Annotated in this window: 19 protein-coding genes, 1 tRNA gene and 1 pseudogene; 10 read left to right on the top strand and 11 right to left on the bottom strand. The window is 29.1% G+C overall.

Annotated features, from left to right (window positions below; genetic code table 11):
• Position 1: 1 nt before the first annotated feature.
• The 3 genes from DAD81_RS18885 to DAD81_RS18895 all read right to left on the bottom strand — a co-directional run bounded on the left by DAD81_RS18885 (position 2) and on the right by DAD81_RS18895 (position 3,994).
• Positions 2 to 1,333: a cytochrome ubiquinol oxidase subunit I gene (locus tag DAD81_RS18885; RefSeq protein ID WP_111709879.1), complete on the bottom strand. Its 1,332-nt coding sequence runs from the start codon at positions 1,331 to 1,333 to the stop codon at positions 2 to 4.
• 94 nt (positions 1,334 to 1,427) lie between these two features.
• Positions 1,428 to 2,678, bottom strand: coding sequence for an OmpP1/FadL family transporter (locus DAD81_RS18890; protein ID WP_111709880.1), 1,251 nt, complete (start codon positions 2,676 to 2,678; stop codon positions 1,428 to 1,430).
• Between the two features lie 17 nt (positions 2,679 to 2,695).
• Positions 2,696 to 3,994 (bottom strand): DUF4270 family protein, encoded by a 1,299-nt coding sequence (locus DAD81_RS18895; RefSeq protein ID WP_111709881.1) that lies wholly within the window; start codon positions 3,992 to 3,994, stop codon positions 2,696 to 2,698.
• A 237-nt stretch (positions 3,995 to 4,231) separates the two neighbouring features.
• Between DAD81_RS18895 and DAD81_RS18900 the strand changes: the two genes are divergently transcribed.
• The 4 genes from DAD81_RS18900 to DAD81_RS18915 all read left to right on the top strand — a co-directional run bounded on the left by DAD81_RS18900 (position 4,232) and on the right by DAD81_RS18915 (position 8,030).
• On the top strand, positions 4,232 to 5,107 hold the full coding sequence (locus DAD81_RS18900; RefSeq protein WP_111709882.1) for a DUF6268 family outer membrane beta-barrel protein: 876 nt from the start codon (positions 4,232 to 4,234) through the stop codon (positions 5,105 to 5,107).
• Positions 5,108 to 5,117: 10 nt separating this feature from the next.
• Positions 5,118 to 6,104 (top strand): Kelch repeat-containing protein, encoded by a 987-nt coding sequence (locus tag DAD81_RS18905; protein WP_111709954.1) that lies wholly within the window; start codon positions 5,118 to 5,120, stop codon positions 6,102 to 6,104.
• Between the two features lie 448 nt (positions 6,105 to 6,552).
• Positions 6,553 to 7,314 (top strand): sensor histidine kinase, encoded by a 762-nt coding sequence (locus DAD81_RS18910; RefSeq protein WP_157961191.1) that lies wholly within the window; start codon positions 6,553 to 6,555, stop codon positions 7,312 to 7,314.
• On the top strand, positions 7,314 to 8,030 hold the full coding sequence (locus DAD81_RS18915; protein WP_111709884.1) for a LytR/AlgR family response regulator transcription factor: 717 nt from the start codon (positions 7,314 to 7,316) through the stop codon (positions 8,028 to 8,030). Before DAD81_RS18910 ends, DAD81_RS18915 begins: the two co-directional genes overlap by 1 nt.
• Positions 8,031 to 8,214: 184 nt before the next feature.
• Here DAD81_RS18915 and der read toward each other — a convergent pair whose 3' ends face one another.
• A complete protein-coding gene (der, locus tag DAD81_RS18920; protein ID WP_111709885.1) occupies positions 8,215 to 9,516 on the bottom strand; it encodes a ribosome biogenesis GTPase Der in 1,302 nt (433 codons plus the stop codon).
• Positions 9,517 to 9,638: 122 nt separating this feature from the next.
• Between der and DAD81_RS18925 the strand changes: the two genes are divergently transcribed.
• Entirely contained in the window at positions 9,639 to 10,148 is a 510-nt protein-coding gene (locus tag DAD81_RS18925; RefSeq protein WP_157961192.1) for a GTP-binding protein, read from the top strand.
• 46 nt (positions 10,149 to 10,194) lie between these two features.
• On the opposite strand, the gene DAD81_RS18930 is transcribed toward DAD81_RS18925, so the two are convergent.
• From DAD81_RS18930 to DAD81_RS18945, 4 genes are all read right to left on the bottom strand, one after another.
• Positions 10,195 to 11,712 (bottom strand): choice-of-anchor I family protein, encoded by a 1,518-nt coding sequence (locus DAD81_RS18930; RefSeq protein ID WP_111709887.1) that lies wholly within the window; start codon positions 11,710 to 11,712, stop codon positions 10,195 to 10,197.
• A gap of 120 nt (positions 11,713 to 11,832) precedes the next feature.
• Positions 11,833 to 12,714 carry a GTPase Era gene (gene era, locus DAD81_RS18935; protein ID WP_111709888.1) on the bottom strand — a complete coding sequence of 294 codons (882 nt, stop codon included), beginning with the start codon at positions 12,712 to 12,714 and terminating at the stop codon, positions 11,833 to 11,835.
• Between the two features lie 56 nt (positions 12,715 to 12,770).
• Complete coding sequence (locus DAD81_RS18940; RefSeq protein ID WP_111709889.1) at positions 12,771 to 13,961, bottom strand: DUF1501 domain-containing protein; 1,191 nt, start codon at positions 13,959 to 13,961, stop codon at positions 12,771 to 12,773.
• Positions 13,962 to 13,971: 10 nt separating this feature from the next.
• A complete protein-coding gene (locus DAD81_RS18945) occupies positions 13,972 to 15,348 on the bottom strand; it encodes a DUF1800 domain-containing protein (RefSeq protein ID WP_111709890.1) in 1,377 nt (458 codons plus the stop codon).
• 112 nt (positions 15,349 to 15,460) lie between these two features.
• Here DAD81_RS18945 and DAD81_RS18950 point away from each other — a divergent pair.
• The 4 genes from DAD81_RS18950 to DAD81_RS20770 all read left to right on the top strand — a co-directional run bounded on the left by DAD81_RS18950 (position 15,461) and on the right by DAD81_RS20770 (position 16,881).
• Positions 15,461 to 15,533 (top strand) — tRNA-Met (locus DAD81_RS18950).
• A 262-nt stretch (positions 15,534 to 15,795) separates the two neighbouring features.
• The gene (locus DAD81_RS18955) at positions 15,796 to 16,071 is read left to right on the top strand and encodes a hypothetical protein (RefSeq protein ID WP_111709891.1); all 276 of its coding nucleotides are present in this window, start codon (positions 15,796 to 15,798) and stop codon (positions 16,069 to 16,071) included.
• A gap of 99 nt (positions 16,072 to 16,170) precedes the next feature.
• The gene (locus tag DAD81_RS18960; RefSeq protein WP_111709892.1) at positions 16,171 to 16,401 is read left to right on the top strand and encodes a hypothetical protein; all 231 of its coding nucleotides are present in this window, start codon (positions 16,171 to 16,173) and stop codon (positions 16,399 to 16,401) included.
• Positions 16,402 to 16,683: 282 nt separating this feature from the next.
• Positions 16,684 to 16,881 carry a hypothetical protein gene (locus DAD81_RS20770; protein ID WP_157961193.1) on the top strand — a complete coding sequence of 66 codons (198 nt, stop codon included), beginning with the start codon at positions 16,684 to 16,686 and terminating at the stop codon, positions 16,879 to 16,881.
• Positions 16,882 to 17,242: 361 nt separating this feature from the next.
• Here DAD81_RS20770 and DAD81_RS18970 read toward each other — a convergent pair whose 3' ends face one another.
• Both DAD81_RS18970 and DAD81_RS18975 read right to left on the bottom strand, forming a co-directional pair.
• Positions 17,243 to 18,676 (bottom strand): glycoside hydrolase family 28 protein, encoded by a 1,434-nt coding sequence (locus DAD81_RS18970; protein ID WP_111709894.1) that lies wholly within the window; start codon positions 18,674 to 18,676, stop codon positions 17,243 to 17,245.
• 168 nt (positions 18,677 to 18,844) lie between these two features.
• Positions 18,845 to 19,642: a class I SAM-dependent methyltransferase gene (locus DAD81_RS18975; RefSeq protein WP_111709895.1), complete on the bottom strand. Its 798-nt coding sequence runs from the start codon at positions 19,640 to 19,642 to the stop codon at positions 18,845 to 18,847.
• Positions 19,643 to 20,022: 380 nt separating this feature from the next.
• Between DAD81_RS18975 and DAD81_RS18980 the strand changes: the two are divergent.
• Positions 20,023 to 20,896: pseudogene (locus tag DAD81_RS18980) on the top strand (IS110 family transposase).
• 49 nt (positions 20,897 to 20,945) lie between these two features.
• Here the strand turns inward: DAD81_RS18980 and DAD81_RS18985 are convergent.
• Complete coding sequence (locus DAD81_RS18985) at positions 20,946 to 22,028, bottom strand: toxin-antitoxin system YwqK family antitoxin (protein WP_111709896.1); 1,083 nt, start codon at positions 22,026 to 22,028, stop codon at positions 20,946 to 20,948.
• Between the last annotated feature and the right edge of the window lie 515 nt (positions 22,029 to 22,543).

The raw sequence follows: 22,543 nt of genomic DNA on the forward strand, positions 1-22,543 counted from the left end.
TTTAATGTTTTATAGGTTTAGGACCTTGATGAATAGTTTTGCCTACCAATAATAAAAATAACAAACCAAGTAGCATATATAAAGCTACAAAGCCTAAAAGCGTGAATAATGTGTTTCCTGAAGAAACCGTAGGTGAAACTCCTTCACTTGTTTTTAATAATCCATAAACTAGGTAAGGTTGTCTGCCTAATTCTGCAACATACCAACCGGTAAGATTTGCTATATAAGGAAACGGTACTAGAAACATTATTGCCCAAAGTAAGGGTTTAATTGTATATAATTTTTTTCTCCATAAGAAGAAGATTGCTAATAACATAATTCCAATAAATATAGTTCCTAAACCAACCATAATGTGGTAAGAATAATATAAGGCAGGAATATTATCTGGTAATTCTTCTTTTTTAAATTGATCCATTCCTGCAATTTGTTTGTTCCAATCCTGATAGGTTAAGAAACTTAAAATATTTGGAACAGCAATTTTGTTGTCTAATTTTTTTTCAACCATATTTGGTTGTCCAATAAGCACAATTTCAGCCCCAGCATTTTCAGTTTCAAAAATACCTTCCATTGCAGCAAAACTGGCAGGTTGATATTTAGCTACATTTTTCGCATTCCAATCTCCTGTAGGGAAAGCAACTAGTAAACTTGAAATTAAACCGAAAATAACTCCTGTTTTTAAAAATAATTTACCGTGTTCTAAATTTTTATTTCTTAAAATATAAAAGGCTCCAATACTTGCAACAACAAAAGCAGAAGTAACTACAGAAGCAAATTGATTGTGTAAAAAAGCAGGTATTAACCAAGGATTGCTAAAAAGTTCTGAGAAGTTTTTAAGTACAAATTTACCATTATCTAAAATTTCAAATCCAACTGGATGTTGCATCCAAGCGTTTGTGGCTAATATAAACCAGCCGCTTGCCCAAGAACCTAAGAAGACTAAAAAACCTGTTAAGAAATGAAGTTTTTGCCCCATTAATTTTTCACCAAAAATAAACAGCGCTAAGAATGAAGATTCTAAAAAGAAGGAAAACATTCCTTCCATAGCTAAAGTTTGACCAATTATTCCACCTGTTAATTCCGAAAATTTAGCCCAATTTGTACCAAATTGAAACTCCATTGGAATTCCTGTAACAACACCCATTGTGAAGTTAATTGCAAATATTTTCATAAAAAATATTGCGGCATCATTGTATTTTTGAATTTTCGTTCTTAAAAATTTCCATTTAAAAAAAACAATGATTAAAGATAATCCCATTGTTAATTGCGGAAATATATAGTGAAATGTGATAGTAAATGCAAATTGCAATCTATCGTAGAAAATCATATCTTCCATATTGTAATGTATTTGTAATAGATAGGTAAATTTAGCCGCAAAATTACAAATTAAAAGAAGACTCTTTGTAAGTTATACTACACAATTATGTTATTTAAAAAATTGTTGCTTTTTTAAACCAATTTCCTAATAAACTTAAATTTATTGATATTTTGTGGTAATTATCTTGAATTAGTTGGTTGTTTAATGTTCCTTCTTTTCCGTAGGAGTAATTAATATTAATCATTGATGAGTAAATACTTTTTGAAAGTGGAATTCCAACACCTAATGAAAACGCATAATTATCAATTTTTTGTTTTGATAAAATTAAATTTCCCGAATTATAATTTGCTCCAACTCTATATTTTAATTTGTTCCAAACTGTTGCGATAGATTTTGAAGGTTTATATTCAAAACCAACACCATATATTTCTTGATTTTTATAAATGTTATTAGAGTTATTAGTATTAGACCAATAATTTTTTTTGTAATCTACATTTACAGTTAAGCTTTTGTTTATAATTGAAGAAATACCAAAACCAACTTTTAGAGGTAATTCAAAATCATTAATATCAATATCTGTTTCATCTAAAATAGAAATTACATCAGATCCTGTAAAAGATTTTGTTCCAGTTTCATCCTCGGTTCCATTTAATGAGGTTGGTAAATTAAGTGTAGCTCCAAAAGTTGTTTCTTTCCCTATTATATTGTTAATTGAATATTGTAATCCGGCGGTTAACCCTAAGCCAAAATAGTTTTTAGAATCTGTTATTGTTGCTGAATAGGTTCCTATATTTAATAATTGTTCTTCACTTATATTACCAAATAAAGCAGATAATTCAACTCCAACGGATAAGTTTTTACTAAGGTTAAATCCATTTCCAAAGAACACTTCATTTATTCCTCCTGAACCTGTAACTGTTGAGTTTAAATATTCAACAGAGCCTTCAACGGGCGTTTTTAAATTAATTTCATAACTTACTTTAGAGTAGGGGACCAAACCGAAGTTTACTTTCCAATAGTTTTTTACTTGAAAAGCCATTGCTAAATGAGAAATGTTAAAATCGAGGTTATTTTGAGATGAGTTTAAAGTTTTTTTATCAGAATATGTTCCATTTAATCCCAATTCATATAAAAAAGTATTGGAGGCTATTGAAGCTATTGATGCTGGGTTAGCTTTGTTAATTGAAAACAGATTTTTACTAGCAATCCCAGTATTTCCCAAAGCTGAATAACCTCCAAAATAGTTGACGTTTTCTTCTCCTAAGCCAAATAGAGAGTAGGGCGAACTAAAATCACTTTGTGCTTGCGTTACAAAAATAATTGAGAAGGTGGCTATTAGTAATGAAAATTGTATTTTTTTCATGTATTCAAATTTTAAAATTAATAAAGTAAATAAGTAAGTGAGAGTTTCATTCTGTTTTCAGAATTAACAGCATCGTAAATATTTATTTTATTCACCCTATTAGTATTGTTCGGAAATTGGAATAATAGAGCATAATCCAAATTATAACTACTGGTTAACATTTGCTCTACATAGTAAGTTAAATCGGCTAAGTAATAATATTTTGAGTTAAACTCATCATTTTGAGAATTTAGCTTGGCGTATACGTAACTTCCGTCAGTCCCAATTAATTGGTCAACAATTCTATTTTTTTTGTCAATTACATATACGGCAAGAGAATCTACGCCATTACTGTTAGATTGATAACTTTCAATTGTAGGATAAAACTTAAGAGAAGCATTAATCGCAGTGCCATTTTGTTCTATCTTATTTATATTTTTTAAGGATGGAAACTCTACACGCATATTAATTGATGTGCCCGATTGAATATATGCGAGGTTGTTTGTGTTTTCGGTATATAAAATATCTGTAGAAGATAAAGGGTCTAAAAGCGTGTTTGATTTGTTACTAGTTATGCGATTAAAGTTTTGGTTATAATTTTGTATGCTAAAATCTGTATAGTAATTATTGTTTTCAGCATTTTCACTTTTAATTGTATAGTACATTCTCATAACTATAGAGCCTGTATTAAAGCCAATTACAGCTTTGCTATTTTTATCTGGAGCAATTGTTAAACCTTTAAAATCTTGATATAAATCATCATAATTATTAATAGTATTTGATTGAAGTTTATCAAACAAATCACTTCCAAAATTTTCATTTATTGGGATGTATATTGAATCTTTTTTGTTTGGATATGGAGTAAAGGATAATTCGCCTAAAACGGAATTGCTATATTCTAAGGTTGAAGTGTTGTAAAAATTATCGTCATCATCGTTATGGGGTTCAAAATTTTCAATTATTTCATGAACTTTAAAGGTTTGTATTTTAGTGGTGTCACCATAATAATAGCTATCGTAATATAAAATTGCTCCAATAGAATCAAAAGTTGCATAATCGCTAATATAAAAACTGGATGTTAATAAGTTGAAGAAGGTTTGACTTTCTAAATTTCCAAAATCTTCATCTTGTAATGCTCCAATTAATAGCCTAGTAGCATTAGTTGTTGCTATTGAATCTATTTGAATGGTTGATGTTAAAATGGAAATAGTATCGGTTATAATTACATTCGTGTCAATATCTAAAAAATCGTCTCCAACGGTATACGTTGAGGTTTCTTCGCTGCAGGAAATTAGAAAAGTAAGCCCTAAAAAAAACAGCGCAATATAGTTCTTCATTATTATAATTTTGGGTAAAGGTATTTTAACAGAACAATTCTAACATTGTAAAATAGATGAATCCACTAATTGTATAGATGAAAGCGTTAAGAAAATGTTAAACGACTAGTAATCAGTATGTTTTTAGGTTTGTAGATAGGAAACCTGTTTCAGTAGGTAAAAAAGGCTATTTGGTATATTTTAGGGTTTAATTTTATAATAACTAAATACTTTTGAGCAGAATTTTTAAAAAATAGAATGGCTTTTAGAGTTTTGTTTATACTGGTATTATGTATTGGTTCTAATGTAATTTATGGTCAACAAGATAACTTGTTTGCTACTGAATTTAATTATGTTCCCAGCAACTCTAATTCTGTAGGGTTTAAAAACTCTAATGTAACTTTTAATTATGCCGTTAAAGTTAAAAAAGGAACTTTAATAAATAGTTTAGAATATTCAAATTATAAAGTTGATTACAATTCTAACGAAAAATTAAATAGTGATTTATTAGGGATTGAGTGTTTTAACTCTATTGGGTATTCTTTAAAATTCAATAAAGAAATTTTAAATGGTTGGAGTTATTCAATAGGTGTTTCACCAACAATAACATCAAATTTAGAGTCATCAATTTCATTAGATGATTTCATTATAAATGGAGAAGCAGTTTTCTCTAAAAAGTATACTAAAAGTAAGCTTAATTTGGGTGTGATTCGCAATTCATCTTTTGGATTTATTACCCCAATTCCTTTAATAACTTTTGAAGGAGAAATAAATGAAAATTTAAAATATAGTGTTGGTTTTCCAATTACAGAATTTTCCTATAAAGTAAACAATACAAATATGTTTAGTATGTATGTAAAGCCTAAAGGGTTTTATGCAAATATTGGAAATGAAGCATATGTTAATGTGGATGGTGAAGTTAAAAAGGCAAAATTTCAATCCTTTATTTCGGGATTAAAGTTTAGCCATTGTATAGATAATAATTGGAAAATTGAAGTTGATGCGGGATATCAATTAAAATCTGATTATGAATTATTAGATGAAAATTTAAATAGTGTGTATGAATTTAAAACTAAAAATAATATTAGTGTAGGTGTTAGTTTAAAATTCAATTTGTTAAATGATAAAAGTTAAAAATAAGATTATGAGTTCAAAAAAAATGTATTTCAAATACTTAACCATTTTAATTGCTTTAATAAGCATTTCTTGTTCATCTGATGATGAAACAGAATACGGTAACTGGGTAGAAAGTTCATCATTTGATGGCGATGCTAGAGGTAATTCTGTTTCATTTGTAATTGGAGATAAAGGATATGTAGTAACAGGTTATGATGGAGATGACTATTTAAATGACCTTTGGGAATATAATAAAAATGGAGATTATTGGGTGAAATTAGCCGATTTTCCTGGTGTGGCAAGAAGTGGAGCTGTTGGTTTTGAACTAAATGGAAAAGGATATATTGGAACTGGTTATGATGGAAGTGATAAGTTAAATGATTTTTGGTGCTATAACCCGGCAACAAATACTTGGGAACAAAAGGCAGATTTTATTGGTACGGCTAGATATGGCGCTGTTGGTTTTTCAGTTAGTAATAAAGGATATATTGGCACAGGTTACGACGGAAGCGAGTTGAAAGATTTTTATATGTATGATGATGTCTCAGACTCTTGGTCACAGTCCGTTGGTTTTGGTGGCGATAAAAGAAAAGATGCTTTAGTTTTTGTTTTAGGTAATAAAGCATATTTGGGAACAGGACTAAGAAATGGAGCTTATCAAAACGATTTTTATGTTTTTGAAGGTGAATCTCAAACTTGGACTAGATTAACAGATTTAGATGATGATGATTCAGATTATAGTGTGTTGCTTGCAAGCGGAACAGCTTTTACCTTAAATGGTTTAGGATATATTGCTACAGGGGAGTCTTCAGGAATTTCACAAAATGTATGGGTATATGATCCTTCTACGGATTTATGGGATGAACAAGCATATTTTGAAGGGTCTGCAAGACAAGATGCTGTTTCATTCAGTTTTACAGATAAAGCATTTGTGTTAATGGGTAGAAGCGGAAGTTATTATTTTGATGATAATTGGGAATACAGACCTTTAGAAGAAACTGATGAAGATGATTAAAAGATAATTATGATGCGGGTTATACAATTAAAAAGGTATAACCCGTTCTTTTTTTGTAAAAACAGTTTTAAAGATTAACATGATATTACAATTTTAAAAACGGCTAATACTACTATTTAAAACTAAATTCGCATCTTACAAAATTCAATTGAAAACATATTTTAAAAATATAAACCCAATTATCATCCACATTTTATGTTGGATGCTTATTGTTTTAATAAGTTTATTGGCTTTTTATAATAGGTTCCAGGTTTTTCCACAAGAATATCAATTTTATGTAAGAACGTTTTTAAACATTTTTGTGTTTTATTTAAATTTTAGTTTGTTGGTGCCCAGATTACTTTTAAATAAAAAAATATTGTTGTATGTAGTGGTATCAATAGTATTTATTTTTCTTTTAAGTTTTTTAAATGATCAATTTCCCAGACCTGAAAATTTGAATCATGAAATGATGATTCATAAAGGTAAAATTGATAGACCTTTTCATAGAGACCCAAATTTAAGACCTAATAAAAATATTTTTATGGGGGTTCAAATTTTATTTGGAGTACTATTATTTGCTGTTGGCGCAAGTATTAAATTAGTTTCAGAATGGTATAAAAATGAAAAACTAAAAGGTTTAATTGAAACCCAAAAAATAAATACAGAATTATCATTTTTAAAGACTCAGTTAAACCCTCATTTTTTATTTAATTCGTTAAATAGTATATATTCATTAGCCAATAAAAAGTCAGATTATACAACAGATGCAATAATTACTTTATCTGAACTAATGCGATATATGTTGTACGAAACAGATAAAGATTATGTGCCTTTAACAAAAGAAATTGATTATATAAAAAATTATATTTCACTTCAAAAACTTCGATTAAAAGATTGTAGTGGTGTTCGTTTTAATGTTCGTGGAAATTTAGAGCATTTTATAGAGCCATTACTGTTAATATCGTTTATTGAAAATGCTTTTAAATATGGAACTGATTATACCGGTAAAACAAGTATTAATATTGAAATTTGTATTGAAGGTCAGCAATTAACCTTAAAGAGTAATAATTTCATTTCTATAAATGAGAAAAATAAAGCGAGTTCTGGTATTGGTTTACAAAATATTAAAAGTAGGTTGAATTTGTTATACCCCGAAACACATTCTTTAAAAATTGAAGAGTCAGAGAAACTATATAGTATTGAATTAGTGCTAAATTTAAAAAAATAATGAATTGTTTAATTATTGATGATGAGCCTTTAGCCGTTGAATTATTAGAAGATTTTGTTTCTAAAGTTCCTTTTTTAAACTTGGCTGCAACTTGTTCAAATGGGATTGATGCTATTTCAATTATAAAAAATAATCCAATAGATTTAATTTTTACTGATATTGAAATGCCAGATTTTTCTGGAATTGAGTTTATAAAATCTTTAGATGATAAGCCATTATTTATTTTTACAACAGCATATTCTCATTATGCAATTGAAGGGTTTAATTTAAATGCGGTAGATTATTTAATAAAGCCAATTCCGTTTCATAGATTTTTAACAGCAGTAAATAGAGCTCAAGAAGTTTATTTATTGAAAAAAGAAGATGGAAATAAAGAAAAGCAACCTACAACTTTAAAAGAAGATTGTGATTTTATTTTTGTGAAAGCTGATTATGAAAATATTAAATTAAACTTGGATGATATAAAATATATTGAAGGATTAAAGGATTATATTAAAATATATTCAAATTCACATAAACCAATTTTAACTTTAAGTAGTTTCAAAAAAATTGAAGAAAAATTACCGGCAAAATTATTTGTAAGAGTGCATAGATCTTATATCGTTTCTTTAAAGTACATACATTCTGTGCAGCGAAATAGAATTTTAATTGATACAATTAGAATTCCAATTGGTAATAATTACAAAGATGATTTTATTAGAAAAATAGGAGGATAGTTTTAATTAAGAATAATTTTAAAAAGTGAAATATTTATTAACCTATGCTTCAATTTCGCTCAGCAATAGGTTAGTGAGCGAAATTGAAATACGGGTTTCTTTAGTTGTAAATTATAGAATTATGAAATGTTGAACCAAGTTAATTAAAATGCTCTTCAAAACTCTTTATATACCAAAAAAATGGTTATTTCTTTCTGAAATAAATTACAATAGGTACTCCACTAAAATCGTATAATTCACGTAGTTTGTTTTCAACAAAACGCTTATATGGTTCTCTAATATATTGAGGTAAATTACAGAAGAACACAAACTGAGGAGTTGGTGTTGGTAATTGCATACAATATTTTATTTTTACAAATTTACCTTTATAAGCAGGTGGAGAATGTTGTTTTACAATCTCTAACATTGTTTCATTTAACTTACTTGTGGCAATACGTTTTTTTCTATTTTCAAAAACTTCAACGGCAGTTTCAATAGCTTTAAAAAGACGTTGTTTTGTAAGTGCGCTTATGAATATAATTGGTACATCTGTAAAAGGTGCAATTTCTTGTCTAACGTTTGCTTCAAAGTCACGCATAGTATTGGTTTCTTTTTCTACCAAATCCCACTTGTTTATTAAAATAACAACTCCTTTTTTATTTTTTTCAGCTAACCAGAAAATATTTTCATCTTGACCTTCAAACCCTCTAGTCGCGTCAATTACCACAATGGCAACGTCACATGATTCAATAGTTCTAACAGCTCGCATTACAGAGTAGAACTCTAAATCTTCTTTTACTTTAGATTTTTTTCTAATTCCAGCAGTATCTACTAAATTAAAATCAAAACCAAAACGATTGTATTTTGTATCAATAGTGTCACGAGTTGTTCCTGCTATATCTGTAACAATATTACGTTCTTCACCAATAAGAGCGTTAATAAAAGATGATTTTCCTGCATTAGGACGACCAACAACGGCAAAACGTGGTAATTCTGAAATTTCTTCTATATTTTCATCTAATTTTTCAGCAAGTGCATCTAATAATTCACCAGTTCCACTACCATTAATTGAGGAAATTGTAAAATAATCTCCCAAACCTAGGTTGTAAAATTCTACAGCGTCAGTTTCACGCATAGAGTTGTCAACCTTATTAACGGCCATAAAAATAGGTTTTTTAACCTTTCTTAAAAGGTTTGCAACTTCTTCATCCATTGGCGTAATCCCCTCTTCAACATCAACTACAAAAATAATAAAATCAGCTTCTTCAATGGCTAGAGAAACTTGTTTTCTTATTTCTTCTTCAAAAACATCATCAGAACCAACGGCATATCCACCAGTATCAATAAGAGAAAACTCTTTTCCATTCCAATCACTTTTACCGTAATGTCTATCACGTGTAACTCCACTCACAGAATCAACAATAGCATCACGTCGTTGAACTAAACGATTAAACAGTGTTGATTTTCCAACATTAGGCCTTCCTACTATGGCTACAATATTACTCATAAATTAGTATTGAAATTTTTTGCAAAACTAAGCAATTTAATTTTGTAAATTAAGGTATTAACTATTAGAAATTAGCTATTTGAATAAAATTACTATATTTCAATTCTAAAAAAATCAACTTTATGGAATCTAAAAAGAATAGCGACATTCATTTAAGGCCTAGATTTAAAATGGATTTCAATGAAAGCCAGCAGTGTTTAATCTCAAAATTTGAAGATAATTTAAAGGATGGAGATTGTAAATATTGCAGTAAAATTGTTGACGGTCATATTGTTATAGATGTTCCTAAAGCAGAAAATCATTTTTGGTCTCCGCAATTAAATATTGAAATTGAAAAGGTTACTGAAAACAAAACAATTGTAAAAGGGTTGTTTGGACCAAAACCTACAGTTTGGACTTTGTTTATGTTTTTTCATTTTGCAGTAGCCGTTGCTTTTATTGGGTTTGCTGTAATGGCTTATGTTCAATGGAGTTTAAAAACGGATAATTCTTTTGCTTTAAGTATAGTAATTAGTTTACCTATAATATGGATTGTTATGTATTTTTTAGGCAGAATTGGGAAGCGTACAAGCCATAAACAAATGGATGAGCTTAACAATTTTTTAATGAAAACGCTTAACAAAAAGAGATAATATAAATAGGCTGCCAAAAATAGACAGCCTATAATTGATTAATTACTTACTGCTTATTTTCATAAATACTAACAGTACCACTGTCTTCATTTGAAACAACTAGTAAATCTTTTCCGTTAGGGCTGTCTGTTGCAGGTATAACCAATAAACCTTCAGGAGCTTCATCTCCTGGATGAGATAAGATATTTAAAAATTGTGGAGCATTTGGGTTTGTAATGTCATATATAAGAACTTGATCATTTCTTTCTAACCCAACAAATAAAATATAACGTTCATTACCAATATTTAAAATCTCTACACTTTCTGGCTCTGCTCCTTTGTCATCACTTCTTTTATCGTTATCATTAAATCTATCAGGACTTAAAGAAAGAGTTTCAGAGGCAATATTGTTACCGCTATCATAAATTAGATCTATATTTTCAGACCAAATTGAAAATGATCTGGCACCGTAGGAGTACAATTCATCGTAATCACCATCATTATCGGTGTCTCCAAGTGTAGTTGTAATTTTTAATCTTCCTAAGTTAATTTCATTTTGAAAATCTTCAGAAGCAGGAAAAGCAGTTTCATCTAAGATTAGTTTACTAACTCTTTCTTCTTCGCTAAAGCCATCATAATCTCTAGAATCTCCTTCATTTGCAGAAATTATATATTCAACTCCATTTATATTTACAGAAGTAATTGCATCTGGTTGATACATACTTTTTATAGGCCATTTTTTTATTTCTTTTGAACCATCTTTATCACTTGCGTCTATTTCATTGCCGTTAAGGTTATAGTCTTTAAAACCTAAAGGGTAAATATCTATAATAGATTTACTTTCTAAATTAATTTTAGCAATTCCATTATTTTCTTGAAGAGAAACCCAGGCAATTTTTGAGTCTTCAGAAACGGTAATGTATTCAGGTTCTACATCTTTTGCTAAAGTAGCATTAGGTCCAAAAACTCTAAATCCTTTATTTTTTAGGGCCGCTTCATCAGCGTTAAAATTTGAAAAATTTAAGGTAGTTGTAATCCCTTTTTCAATGTCAATAATACTTATAGTTCCTTCTGGATCAACAGAGTAATCGTTATTTGGTTCTCCTTCATTTGCTGAGATTATTAATTTTCCATCTTTTGAAAAAGTTACCATATCAGGTAATGAGCCCACCGTAAATTCATTTATTAAAGAAGAGTCACTGGTGTTGAAAAGTAAAATTTTCCCTAAATTTTGTTTAATGTGAGATTCAACTGCAATAGCTAATTTTCCATTATTAACGGCTACACTATTAGGAGAGCCATAAGCACTTAATTCAATAGCATTTTGTTGTTGAGGTACATCTAAGTTAGAGATGTTATAAACAGCTATCTGTTCAGATTCTACATTTACGGTAAATAAATTTTTAGATATTGGATCAAAAGCTGTAATTTCTGAAGCGCCTTCTCCACCTATATTTATGGTAGTTTTATGTTGAAAATTTACATTTGTATTTGTAGGTTCAATAATAGGATCATTGTCATCACTTTCACAGCTTATTGACATTGTTATAATTGAAGCTAAGATTAGTTTACTTAAAAATTTCATATTTCATTTATTTGTTAGCTGCAAATATGAAATAGTGTTTTTAAGTAAATGTTAACTAATCTAAAACTATCTATTAGTATTTAAAAAACATGTAAATTTAATGTTTCTAAAAGCTATATTTTATTCGTTATAACCAAATCGTTTTAGCTGACGTTTATCGCTTCTCCAATTTTTGTTAACTTTTACATACAATTCTAAATGAATTTTTTTACCGAAGAATTTTTCCAAATCTTTACGTGCTTCAGTTCCTACACGTTTTAAAGAAGCGCCTTTATGGCCAATAATAATTCCTTTTTGAGTTTCACGTTCAACCATAATTACAGAACGAATTTTAATTATTTTGTCGCTTTCAAAAAACTCTTCAGTATCAACTTCAACAGCATATGGAATTTCTTTTTTGTAGTGTAATAATATTTTTTCACGAATAGCTTCGTTTACAAAAAAACGTTCAGGTTTATCTGTTAATTGATCTTTAGGGTAAAATGCGGGTGATACAGGAAGCAATTCAATAATTCTATCAAAAACACCTTGCACATTAAAACCTTCAAGAGCTGAAACTAAGGTAACTTCAGCATTTGGAACTTTTTCTTTCCAATACAATAATTTTTCTTCAACCTGTTCTTGTGATGAAGTATCAATTTTATTTATTAATAATAAAACAGGAATTTTTGAATTTTGAATTTTATTAAAAAACTTTTCATCTTTTAATTCTTTTTCGCCAATTTCAACCATATAAATAAGCACATCAGCATCTTCAAAGGCAGATTTTACAAAATCCATCATTGATGCTTGCAATTCATAAGCTGGTTTAATAATACCAGGAGTATCTGAAAATAAAATTTGAAAATCTTCACCATTTACAATTCCTAAAATCCTATGACGCGTTGTTTGCGCTTTAGATGTAATAATTGATAAACGCTCACCAACCAATGCATTCATTAATGTAGATTTACCTACATTAGGATTTCCGATAATATTTACAAAACCTGCTTTATGTGCCATAAACTTAATATATAAAACAGCAAAGTTAGTTTAAATGTACGCTTAGTTCTTATAAATTATAAAAAAGTTAATGGTTTAAACGATTTATTTAAAATGACTTTGTCGTCAACTTCCATCCAATTTTTAAGAATTGTAGCGTAAATTTGTCTAAAATCAACAGAATATTTTAAGTCACCATTGCTATCTAAATCTGATAAATTTGGCATTTCATTATAAATACCATTCTTTTTAAGGTTCTTTCCAATTATAAAAACATTATTTGCAGTACCGTGGTCTGTTCCATTGGCAGCGTTTTGTTTTACTCTTCTTCCAAATTCAGAAAAAGTTAAAATTAAAGTATCTTTAAAGGTGTCGTTTTTTTCTAAGTCTTTTACAAATGCATCAATAGATTCGCTATAAACACTTAATAATTTTTCTTGGCGAGATGTTTGATTAAAATGTGTATCAAAACCTCCCAAAGATGTGTATAAGATTTTACAATCTACACCCGAATTTATAAATTCAGCAGCCGTTTTAAGTTGATTTCCAAGAGGGTTATTTGGGTATTCTTGGGTTGAATTGTAAGTTTTTGATTTATTATAAATGTATTGAGCTGAATTTTCAGCAGCAATCATTGTTTTGTACAAATACCCTAAATTATGCTCACTTAAATGTTGATCGCTATGGTGTTCTAAAACTTTTTTAAAATACGGGTCTTGCGCATTATAATAGAGTTGTTTTGCGTCTTGCACCGCCATTCCGTTTAACTTATTACCCTTCATAACCAAGGAAAGACTATCATCTACTTGAATGGCATTGTGAGGGGATTTTCCATAAGAATCTAAATATCTACCAAGCCAACCAGAGTTTAAATATTGGTTAGAATTACTGGCGGTCTGCCAAATATCGGTAGATCTAAAATGTGAACGATTAGGATTTGGATACCCAACATTATTTATAACTGAAACATAGCCTTTATCGAATAACCTTTTAAGTGGCGCTAAGTTTTTATGAAAACCTAATTCATCATTTATTTTTAAAATACTAGAAGTTTTCTGGCCAATTGTTGGTCGGTTTTTAAAATAAATGTCATTATTGTAAGGTATTACTGTGTTTAAACCATCATTTCCTCCTGAAAGCTGAACAATTACTAAGCGTTTATAACCAGCTAAACTTAAATCTAATTTATTAAACGCGTTTACAAAACTTGGTACATAAAATAAACTACTTGCAAGGGCGCTATTTTTTATAAAATCTCTTCTTTTCATAATGTTAGTTTTAACAAAGTTGATATTCAGGCAATGACATTAATTGGATAGTGTAATCTTTTGGGTTATCAAACAAAATTTCACTTAAAAGAACTTTAGCTTCATTACTTAATTTACTAGGTAATAGTATATTCTGTAAATCATTAGCGCTTAAATTTCCGTAGGTTTTATTAAACATTTCCCAGTCTTGGTTTATTCTTAAAGCTCTTTTTTGTGATTTTCTTTTTTTTGTATATTGCTCATATGTGTCTTCAAATTCGGAAATTCCTGTTAAAGAAATAACAGCATTGTTCAATAATATTGAAGGTAATTTTAAACGAAGCATTAAAGTATTAGTATCAATCCAAGCTTGTCCCCCTTCCCATCCAGCAACATTTATTGGGTTTAATAATTGTTGGCCTAATTTTTTTTGAAGGTATAATAGCTGCTTGTTAAGTTTAAATTTTAGAGGTACCGTATTGTTTATACCAGCTAATAATTCTATGGGTGATTTTATTTTGGTTCCCACGTTTTCTTCGTTATAAAACCATTTAGACATAAAAATATGCTGCATTAGTTTGGCAATATCATAATTAGGATAAAAAACATCAACAAGCTCATTTATATGTTTTGGATTTATATTGGTATTTACAAAGTAACCATAGATTTTTTCACATATAAATTTAGCACACTGTTTTTGCTCTAAAATTATATCAATAATTTCCTCCCCAGAGAACTTTCCTGTTTTACCAAAAAATTCTTTTTCACTAAAATCATGTTGTTTATCTTTTAAAATGAAATCACCATTTAATTTATGATTCCATCCGGTAAAAGCTTTTGCGGACTCTTTAATGTCTTTTTCTGTATAGTTACCAACACCTAAAGTAAAAAGCTCCATTAATTCACGTGCAAAATTCTCATTAGGACTTTGTTTTTTATTCTGTTTAGCATTTAAATACTTTAACATGGAGGCAGATTTAGAAACTGCTTTTACAAAATCACCAAAATTTCCCAAAGCATTCTCTCTTAAAATATTATTGAATATTTGAATATGATAACTAGATTGGGCTTTGCAAACAAAATGATTTGCCCAAAATAAGGTCATTCGTTCTCTAAGTAATTCTTTAGAATTAAAAATACTATCTATCCAAGCTACATTTAATTCAATAATTTTATTTCTATTATCTTTTTGAAGTTGTCTTCTTTGTTCTAAATTAAGTTTTTTGAAATTTTTATAACTTTTAACGTCATCAATACTAACTAAATTAATAGAAGTGCTTGTTTTAGATTGCTCAAATAGGCTTTTAACCAATGCTTTTTTAGACTTTTTTTGGAATTTAGATAATTTTTCTGGAGATAATCCAAATCCGGCGCGCCAATATAAATGCTGTATATGTTTGCTGTTCATAGTATTAGTTGGATGGTTATGCTTTTTAGACTATGAAAAGATACAAAAGTTTAATTATAAATTTAAAATGTATTGTTTTATTGCTATTTAGTTGTATATTTGCAATCCAAATCGCGGGGTAGAGCAGTAGGTAGCTCGTCGGGCTCATAACCCGAAGGTCGCTGGTTCGAGTCCAGTCCCCGCTACTATTTTTAAGATAATGTAAAACAACAGTTTAGCTTTCTAAACTGTTTTTTTATGTCTAATTTTAACAAAAGTCTTATCTTTGATAATCAAAATGCATACGTTTTTGCATACGATTTGTCCATGAAAAAAAAATATTCGAACCCCAAAATTTATGATGCCAATGGTGATTTATCTAAACGTTGGTATGTGTATTTTTCTTACTGAAATCCTTTAACAGGGAAGTTAAAAAGAGTTACTCCCTTCTATGATGAATTTTATTTCATGGATAATAAGTTGGGCAGTGGAATATTTACTAATGAAAATGCATTAGAAGTAAATTCTTATTTAATTGGAAAAAGAACATTTTTAGAACAGAATACCTTCAAAATAGTTGAGAAATTAAAAGAATTGACAGAGTTTGAGTTCTTAGTAATAATAGAAAAGTATTACGAATATTTAATGTTGTTTATAGATTTAACGCAATGGTTAAGTCAAAATGTAAAGAAGTACAATGGTGAAGATGTTCACATTAGTATTATAGGAGCATTTCATGTGTAATGTCAATTTTATGTAACACATTTAAAAGATATCTGTAATTACTTCGGAAGGTATTTAGATTTAGAAAAGGATTTTAATTTTACGGTAGGTGAGTTTGTATTGCAATACCTTCCAGATATTTTATCAAGGTATGCTAAAATTGAAGATGCTCAAGAAGAAGATGCAATAGAAATAAACGAAGAAAATGAGCAAATAGAGAACTCGAAGGAAGCGTTCAATCAACTATCGAAAGTACCTAAGCCTAAAAAGAAAAAACAACGCCCAATAGTAGATAATACTAAATTAGAAAAAATGATTTTGGAAGTTATTTTCAATGTTAAAACTATTTAAAACTAATATTATGCGTCAAACATACGTTTGTTTGACGCGTAATTTAATGGAAAAACAATTATAAACTTGCGAATTTTGTCAGAAAAAATTCGAACCAACAAGACGCAAAGCTCAAAAATTTTGTTCAACAACTTGTAGTAGCAAGAATCACCATCACAAGAATAAAAAAAGGAATTCTGTTACTCAATAAAAATCAAAAAAACTTCTAAATTAAAGAAAAAAGGAAAAAACCAAATTGACAAAGTTAGAGCAGCCGGAGTTACTAATTTATATTTAGGAAACATGGTCTCCGATGCTTCACTTGCAGTACTTAAGAAAATGTTTACTCCTGAAGAAAATAAACCAGCAAATAAAGGAGACATTCAGGAATTTAAAAATTTGATAAACATCCGTTATTTTTTAGTTCATAACATCAATCCTGATTCGTTTCTAAACAGTCCTCCACATTTTGATGTTTGGACCTATCAAATACAAATGTAGATTCTGGTAGTTCTTGATTGTGATCAAATTTCGTTATCGTATAACTCATATTCACACCATCTATACCTTTAAAAATCATAGATACTATTTAAATCTTTTCTTTTTCAATTTTCGATAAAATTTCAAAAGGCTTATCATAATATTCAATAAATATTTTGTTTTTTACTTTTGAAAAAATCAATTTTAAATTATCTATTAGTTTTATGTATTCTCCATATTTAGTAGCTCTGCTACAATCTAGAGTTATTAATATTTTTTTTGTTTAATATGTAACTAGTTATAGTATGGCTAAGTTCATCTATGGTACTAGCCTTTGTAGCCTTACCTAAAAACATATTTGTCATTGAAACTACTATCCTTATTAATTTAGAATTAAGATGCTATCAGTTTCAATATCCTGCTTTACGTATTCTTTTTCACTTGTGCGAACGTTTAATAATCTGCTGTTTTTAGTGTTTTCAAATTGTAATCCAGGGCGAGAGTCGCTTTTGTGTTTAACAAACTCAACATTGTTTAGAGTGATATTTTTACCATAGTTTACATAGAAACCATATACTGGATAATCTAAACCGAACATATGGTTGTATGGATAATCACCAGAACGCTCATTAATTTGGAGTTTTACCTCGGTTTTGCCTTTATAAGCTAAGGATTCAAACCTTATATTGGACAATGTCACATTCTCAACATAATGACCTTTATAACCTGTAATTGAAGACGTTATTTTACCAGAGTTAATGGCAGTAACATTGTTTATTCTAATGTTTTTTATAGTTCCTATATCGAACTTTGTTTTTCCTTTCCATGCAGAGTTACGGTTTCCAAGTTTAATAAACAATGGCGTTTCAACACCATCCATCGTGATATTATCAATAGCTATATTTTCCATACTTCCGCCATCAACACAAAGTAAATCAATGCCTGATAATCCACCCCAAACCTCCAACAAGTGATGCATTTCCAATGATTTAGATGGTTTTATAACTATATTATTCATAGTAATGTTTTTGTAACCTCCAACAGAGCTGGTTCCACATTTAAGAGGTGTGGCATGTGAACTTAATATACAATTAGTAATTGTTACGTTTTCACATTTCCGTTCACCTTCAGATTTCAAGACTATAGCATCATCGCTAGAATCAATTACACAATTACTAATAATTACATCTTTACATCCGTCTATATCAATACCATCGTTATTTAGATTACTATGGTTAAAAACAGTAAAATTATTGAATTTTAGATTGTCGCAATGAAAATACCGTTGCATCCAAAAGGCTGAGTTAGTTAATTTAATGCCTTCAATATTAATGTCTTGGCATTCTATCATTAAAAGACCAAATGGACGCGAGTAGTACATTTCTTTATCATTTTCTTTAGTGACATGAAAAATATCATAATCGCCACCAGGGTAGATAGTTCCTTCTCCAAATATTTTAATATTCTTTTTTTGGTAAGCATAAATCATTGTGCGTCGTGGCGCTTTGTCTTCTCTTGAATTAACAACAGGGGCTATAAAAGGATAAGCATCATTATTGTTTTCTCCCTGCCATGTTGCACCCATAGACAAATAAATGGAGATATTGTCTTTTAAATAAATAGTACCTGAAATCCATGTACCAGCTGGAAAAACAACTGTTCCTCCCCCATTTTTGGAACAAGCATCAATAGCCTTTTGAATAGCTTCCGTGTCTGGTTGGCTATCATTTTTAGCTCCGAATTCAGTGATTATTATATTTTGAGCAAAAACTGAAGTTGTTAAACTTAAGAATATAATTGTAAGTAGTTTTTTCATGTTTTGAATTTTATGAATAATAAGTAATTTACAGACCTTTTGCAATCTTCAATTTTTAAAACTTAGTATGTTTTAAAAAAACAAAACTCCTTTTTAAAGGAGTTTTTGAGTTGTAATTTTTATTTTTCAGTGCCTTGTGTAACGATTACCGGTATTACCAAAAGTTTTTTATTTTTCAGCATATCCAATCATAGCAGAATGCGGAAATGAATAACTTTTTCCTTTTTTAAAGGCTTCACAATTTTTGATAAAATCAGTTTTAATATTCTTTTGCTTATCTTCAGGAAATAAGTGTAAATTACCCCAATCCCAACATCCATTAATTAATGGGGCTAGTGAATCCATATTCCAATTTGTATTCAGTTTTTCTAAATTGAATTTTTTTAAACTGGCATTTGTTATGAGTCCATTATAGGTGTCAAAATCTGTAACTCCAAATAGTGGTCCGTGAGGTAGTTCAGATAATTCGTGATGGTTTGCAAAGGCTTGAAAAAACGAACCTAATGAACTTTGTTCTTCATTCACTCCCCAAACTGCAAAAGCAAATTTTCCATTTGGTTTTAAAATTCTGTTTATTTCCTTAAAAACCTTATTAGGTTCCGCAAAATGATGAACTACGAAATTTGCAATTACAACATCCATTGAGTTATCTTCTAGTGGAATATTTTCAGCATCGGATTGTTTAAATGTAATGTCTTTATAGACTGAATTGGCTTGGTCTATCATTTTTTGAGAGAAATCAATTCCTATTACATTCGCTCCTGTATCACTAATTTTCTTTGTTGAATTTCCAGCACCACAACCAATATCTAATACAGAAAGATTTGAATCAATATTTGTTTTGCTTATTAATAATGGAAGTGTTTCATTTGTTAATGTAGCCCAAGTTTCATTATAACTTGGTGAGCACCGCGTCCAAGTATCTAATTCATATTCGCGAATAACTTTGTGATTTGATTGTTCCATAATATTAATTTTATTGGTTAGTTTTAAATTTTTGGTAACGTTGTTGTGTATGATTAGCTGCGTGTTTTAAGCAAGTAATTTAGTAAATAAAACACGAACGGCGAAATTCCGAAGGCATTTCCCAAGTGAGCTAAAACCAGCAATAAAGTTTATACGGCTTAAGTTAGCATTTTAATAAAAACACTAAATTAAGACATATAAATAAGAAAGCACAAAAGAGAGGAATAAGGTTATTATATACGCAGAGACTATAGATCTCGTCAATATTGAAAATCCCCTCTCTATTCTACATAGATTTAATACTGTTCTATGAGGCTTTAAGACCTCGATTTTAAATCCTTGAAACTCACGTAGATTGTCCTTTTAAAAAATATTTACTTATGACTAAAGATATAAAATATTTTGGAATAAACATTAATCACTTAGATTTTACAGATTCGGAAGTAAATTACTACCAATTTAAAAACACGGTTTCTGGTTTTAAAAAGTTTGTAAAACTCCTGAAAATTAATAGTCATTATGTTATGGAAGCAACAGGCTATTATCATTATTAATTGGCCTATTATTTATTAGAGTCAGGGATTAAAGTTTCAGTAGAAAATCCATTAGCTGTTAAACGCTTTATACAGATTAAATTGTCAAAGATCAAGACAGATAAAAGTGATTCTAAACTTATCTGTGAATATGCAAAGCAAGTAGAATTAAAGCTTTGGAAAGGGAATTCTAAACATCAAACAGAATGTTTGCAAATGACCAGACTCCTTGCTGTATATACAAAAAAAGCACCATGTTGAAAAACAAATTACATGGCGAAGCTGTTTTAGGAAACCCAAGTAAGGCGGTTGTGAGTTCTTTGAACCGCAGTTTAAAGCAGGTTCAAAAAGAAATGAACAACCTTGGAGGATAAACTAATGATATTAGTTAAAGAAGTACATAGAGATGTATTAACTCGCTTAAAAAGTATTCCAGGCATTGGAGCGAAAACATCCTTAATGTTAGTGGTTTTAACAGATGGATTTGAGCGTTTCACAAGCGGAAGTGAATTGTGCAGTTATGTAGGTTTAACTCCTGTGATTAAGGAAAGTGGAAGCAGTGTAAATGGACGCAGTAGGATTAGCAAAATAGGAAATCAAAAGCTTCGAAGTTTATTATTTATGTGCAGTTTGTAATAAGTTGTTAAAACAAGCTTTTGCAATCGCTAAATCAGGATTAATATACGATGACACCTATAGAAGTACTTTAGTGAAAAATTAATCAATTTTTACTTGTTTTTTACCACAGTACATTGTTGTGTGTATTTTTTTTAACGCATTATAGAATCAATTGCGATTCCTTTTTCTCCAATTAGAGTTTTAATAAGTTTTCCTTTTTTGTCATAATACTTTATTTTTCCGTCTAACACGTTATTTTTTGCAAAACCAGAGTATTTAAGTTCTCCAGTTTCATAATATACTTTTACTGTTCCATTTTTGATATTGTTTTTTACATCAAATTCTTGTGCTAGATTTCCGTTTTTATAATAAAGTTGAGATTTTCCATTCACTTGATTGTTTTCGGATTTTAATATTTTTTCAATTTCTCCACTTTCATAATAACGATATACTATTCCTGAAGACTTGGAAGAAGTAGTGTCTAATTTTATTATTTCTAGCTTTTCTAAATTACCATTTTTATAATAGAACTTACAAGTGTCTCGTCTTATTCCATTCCAGTAATCGCATTTAGATTCTAATTTCCCATTTGCGTAGTAGCGAGTTGATATTCCGTGTACTTCTCCATTCTTTAAAAAATTAGTTTCTTCTATTTCTCCATTTTTATGGTAATGAATGGTTTTTCCATTTTGTTTGCCACTTATATTAGTAGTTTTACTTTTTAGCTTTCCATTTCCCCAATAATCTTCTCTAATTCCGTGTAAAGTGTCATTTACATATTCTACGATTTGTTTAATTGTTTCTCCATCTTCGTAGTAGAACTCCCATTTACCTTGATACATATTATTTTCAAACAAACCTTCCGATTGTAATAATCCAAGATTTGAATGATAGCCTTTATAATTTCCATTTTCAAAGACTTTACTAACTATTGAATCAGATTTGAATTTGATAGTTCTGATTAGTTTGCCTTCTTTATTAAAGAATTTTAGAATTCTGTTAGGAAAACTATCAATAACTTTTAATTCAGCGTATCTTTTTCCATTAGGAAAAAAATAAGTCGAATGAGATTTAGGAAGCTTTATTTCTAATTCAGGATTTATTTTTTGCCATTTTACAGCTTGCCCATCTTCTTGGTAGAACACATAGTTTTCATTCCTATATTTTTCGTCAGAAACATTATCTTTACAAGAACTAAAGATTACAAATAGTAGTAGTAAATATTTTATTTTCAATTTAGTAGATTGGTTTGGTTAAATTACACAAAACGTTTGTTGTATGGTTCGTTGCATGGTTTAAGCAACTAATCTAATAAGAATAAACCGAACGTTAGAGAAATCTGCCGGATTTTCCGAGTACACACAAACCCAAGCAATTAATTATACAACCTGTTAGCATTAGTTGACTTAATTTTTGCGATAATATTTATCACACTTAAAAATTCCGATTGCGCAAACTTGCTAAAATTCGGTTGGATGTTTTTTGGATTCGGACTTTCATTTATAATTCGGATTTTATCCAGAAACAAGCTAATTCCGATTCTTCAAAACATTGCTCAATTCCGTACTTTTCACTTTGTTATTTTTTCTAGTTTATAATTTCCTTTTCTCAAAAATTCAGAGTTTGAGTATTAAATTAATAAGAGCACTAATAATTATCAAAAAAATAGAATAATTACGAGTAGATTCGTTGAATTTATATCTTTTAATATTTTTGAATTTTTTCTTTCTTAAAAGAATGTATAAACCTA

Origin of the sequence: Lutibacter citreus (assembly GCF_003260195.1) — a bacterium.
GTDB lineage: Bacteria > Bacteroidota > Bacteroidia > Flavobacteriales > Flavobacteriaceae > Lutibacter > Lutibacter citreus.